At 67.7% G+C, this 2,110-nt stretch carries 1 protein-coding gene; it reads right to left on the bottom strand.

Annotated elements, in window-relative coordinates:
* The coding region (locus WBV89_RS03235) for an alpha/beta hydrolase family protein (protein WP_423979908.1) at positions 1-1,960 on the bottom strand (1,960 nt) is incomplete at its 3' end.
* Positions 1,961-2,110: the final 150 nt, after the last annotated feature.

Genomic DNA, 2,110 nt, shown 5'->3' on the forward strand with positions numbered 1-2,110 from the left:
TCGCGTCGATGTACTCGGGAAGCTCGATGTCGTCGGCGGGGTCGAACCCCAGCACCAGCCCGTAGAAGGCGAGTCGCGCCTCGAGCGATCGAGCGATGTTCTCCTCCTTGCGGAAGCCGTGCTGCTCACCCTCGAACAGCAGGTAGGCGTGCGCCATCCCGCGCCTGCGCAGCGCAGCGACGATCAGTTCGGCCTGCTCCGGCGGGACCACCACGTCCTCGTCCCCCTGGAGCACGATCATCGGTGTGGACAGGCGATCGACGTGGGTGATGGGGGAGCGGTCGACATACAGCTGCTCGGCCTCGGGCCAGGGTCCGATCATCGAGTCGAGGTAGCGCGACTCGAACTTGTGCGTGTGGGCGGCAAGAGCGCGCAGGTCCGCGACGCCGAACAGACTTCCGCCCGCAGCGAAGACATCGGTCGTGCACAATGCAAGCAGCGTCGTGTAACCACCCGCGCTGCCGCCTTCGATGATCAGGCGATCGGGGTCGACCGCCGACCGTTCCACGAGTGCGGTCGTCGCCGCGATGCAGTCGGTCACATCGTGGATACCCCAGTTCCCGTTCAGCGATTCCCGGTACGCCCGTCCGTAGCCGACCGACCCGCGATAGTTGACGTCGACCACGGCGAACCCGCGTGACGCCCAGTACTGGGCAGGGGCGTTGAGTCCTGACCGCGCAGCGCTGGTCGGCCCTCCGTGGGACAGCACGACGAGCGGTGGGAGTTCGTCCGTTGGACCCGCGTGCGTGGAACTCGTCGGTGGGTAGAACATCGCGTGGGCGACCGCACCGTCGGGAGTCGGAAACGTGATCGACTCGGGGATCGCTCTGACGAACGCTGCCGGGTCGTCGTCGGTCGCGCTGAGTTCGGTGAGCCCGCCGCTCGACAGGTCGATCATCGCGACTGCGGTCGACCTGGCCGGGCCGCCGACGATCGCGACCAGTGCATCGTCGGTGGCGCACAGGGACGCCACGGAGGACACCCCGGGGAGGGTGAGTGGCTCCGAGTCGGCGTCGGACTCGACCCGGTCGATGCGTGACATGCCGTCGAACATCGAGACGACGAAGACGTCGTCACCGATCGTCGCGAGCCGATGATCGCTGAAGACCCAGTGAGGCGATCCGCTGTCCACCGCGTCGTCCTGGAGGCGCTCGACTCCGGCATCGGGCGTCCACGCGTACACGTTCCACCATCCGCTGATGTCGTCGCTGAACACCAGACGATCATCCGTCGCCCAGGTCGCGCCGGACACGCTGCTCCCGCTCCCTCCCGCGACATGGATCGCATCGTCGACGCCACCCGGTCCGAAGGACGCCGTCCACAGCTCGGCGCTGTCCCAGGGCATGTCGGGATGGTTCCACTGCAGCCAGGCGAGGCGGGTACCGGTGGGATCGATCCAGGGTCCGCTCACGAAGTCGGGCCCGGTGACCAACACGGTCTCGGCTCCGTCCTCAAGCGAGACCATCACGATCTCGTTCACCGCTTCGGCGTCGCCGTGGACGTTGGTGTTCGGCCGGGGACGGTCGTCGCCGTGTGACTCTCGGACCGCCACGAACGCACGAGCTCCCGGAAGCACCGTCATCGCAGCCCAGCGGATCCCCGCCGGTGAGGTGGGCTCGACGGTGACCGGCGTGGACCGACCGTCGTCGAGGCGATGAACGCGCTGGTCGTCCCAGTCACATGCGAGCACGACGCCGTGTCCTGCCCCGAGTGCTCCGCCGCCGTACTCGTGGACCCGGGTCCTGGCATTGAACCCGTCGGGTGAGGTCTCCCGGATCTCGCCACCGACCGATTCCATCACCGCGTAACGGCCGCCGCGCCGTGGGTCGCTCTGCAGCCACCGGACGGTCTCACCGTCGACGGAGACATCGGACATGTGTGCAGCGGAGCGAGCCATGTCTGCGGCCGACAACGGCGAAGGCCAGGTTCCGTACGGGGCAACGATCTTGTCGGTCGACATGAGGCGAACGTAGTCCAGCCCCGCGTGCACGCTGGATGCCGGTCACGTCGTGTCAACTGGGGTCTGGGTCGGTTCAGGGGGTCGGTGCGCTGAGGCGATCGTAGACGGTGTTGGCGGTGTCCCATCCCAGTGAGCGGCGTGGGGTGGTGT

Source organism: Ilumatobacter sp. (assembly GCF_049588435.1).
GTDB lineage: Bacteria > Actinomycetota > Acidimicrobiia > Acidimicrobiales > Ilumatobacteraceae > Ilumatobacter_A.